Source organism: Phyllobacterium sp. P5_D12, from assembly GCF_054049495.1.
In genome coordinates this window covers 1-1,603 of sequence record NZ_JBFUMG010000784.1, presented here as the reverse complement: position 1 = coordinate 1,603, position 1,603 = coordinate 1, and the positions used below count along the sequence as shown (strand labels likewise).

Genomic DNA, 1,603 nt, shown 5'->3' with positions numbered 1-1,603 from the left:
GGTCAGGGTCAATCAGGATTCCAGGGCACGCCCGGTGACCGTTCCGGCAATCAATGGCCCTTTGGAGAGGTGCGATCCGATGAGCATGTGGAAAAGGCAACTGGTCCGGTTATCGAGCACGGCCTTTCACGCGGGTTGGTTGTTTAGCCTGTTTCTCGCGTTGCAGACTGCTTCGGCGGAAAACCTCTGCGAGCGGCAAATGCACCGTGCCTCGACGAAGTACGATATTCCCATCGGTATTCTCTACGCGGTAGGTTTGACTGAAACGGGCCACAAGGACTCGCTCCAGCCCTATGCAATGAATATAGAAGGCAAAGCAGTTTTTATGTCGTCAGCAGCAGCTGCTGTGGCCAAATTCAACGAGGCGCATTCGCAGGGAGCGAAGCTCATCGACATCGGATGCATGCAGATCAATCACTATTTTCACGCTAGCAAGTTCCCGTCTGTTGAGGCGATGTTAAACCCTGCCGCCAATGTGGATTACGCCGCGCGATTTCTAAAAGAGCTTAGAGCACGCGAAGGCGGCTGGACCATGGCGGTTGCGCGCTATCACGCGGGACCCAACAACGACCCGGCCCAGAAGCAATATGTTTGCCGAGTAATTGAAAATATGGTGGCTGCCGGCTTCGGCAACTGGACGCCGAAGGCGCGAATGTTTTGCGATAAGTGACTGTGTTAATACTTGGTAATAAAACGTGAATTTGTCTTCGCAGTCATATTTTGTAAAGTTGAAATTGGTAATGATCCTGCCCGCGCTGGACCCGCCAGCCCTTCCCAAGAATTCATCTAATCCGAATTATTTAGGTCTCCCAATAAATTAGGTACAATATATTGGGGATTGTCGCCGAGTCATCGACCCCGCTAGTTGTGTGTTGCTTGGGGCAAAATAAATGATTCGGAAGGTGGGGCAGTGATTGTAGTCGTCGACGAACGAAGTCTGGTGACGAGTGGGTATTCGGCGTGGTTCGCCCGTGAGGGCATAACAACAACAGGTTTTACTCCGGACGATTTCGGCGATTGGGTCGCCACCGTTCAGAAAAACGACATTATGGCGGTCGAGGCGTTTCTCATAGGAGAATGTGTCAATCGCAGCCAGTTTCCACAAAAAATTCGGGAGCGCTGTTCAGCGCCGGTCATCGCTGTCAATGAGACGCAGTCATTGGAACACACGCTGGAGCTTTTCCAGGCGGGTGTCGACGATGTGGTTCGCAAGCCGATGCATGTGCGAGAGATACTGGCGCGGATCAATGCCATTCGACGCCGCTATGGCAATGGCGATGCGGGAACGCAGGTAGGTCCGATTCGGGTATTTTCTGACGGCCGCGATCCGCAGGTCAATGGGCTTGATTTTTCCCTGCCGCGGCGGGAACGTCGGATACTTGAATATTTGATTGCCAATCGCGGGCGCCGCCTGAACAAGGCGCAGATATTCAGCGCGATCTACGGCATTTTCGACAGCGATGTCGAGGAAAGTGTCGTTGAGAGTCACATCAGCAAGCTTCGCAAGAAGCTGCGTGAGCAACTTGGTTATGATCCGATCGATTCCAAGCGCTTTCTCGGCTACTGCATCAATCTGGACTAACCTGCCAGAGCAATTTTGACC

2 protein-coding genes are annotated in these 1,603 nt (G+C 52.8%); both read left to right on the top strand.

Annotated features, from left to right (window positions below; all coding sequences use genetic code 11):
• Positions 1 to 199: 199 nt before the first annotated feature.
• Positions 200 to 670, top strand: coding sequence for a transglycosylase SLT domain-containing protein (locus ACXJ5O_RS26390; RefSeq protein WP_457302490.1), 471 nt, complete (start codon positions 200 to 202; stop codon positions 668 to 670).
• A 240-nt stretch (positions 671 to 910) separates the two neighbouring features.
• Positions 911 to 1,582, top strand: a complete 672-nt coding sequence (gene ftcR, locus ACXJ5O_RS26385) for a flagellar transcriptional regulator FtcR (RefSeq protein ID WP_224510243.1) — start codon at positions 911 to 913, stop codon at positions 1,580 to 1,582.
• Positions 1,583 to 1,603: the final 21 nt, after the last annotated feature.

Excerpts from the sequence above, each read along its gene's own strand:
- ACXJ5O_RS26390 (WP_457302490.1), top strand. The coding sequence starts at position 200 with ATGCACCGTGCCTCGACGAAGTACGATATTCCCATCGGTATTCTCTAC.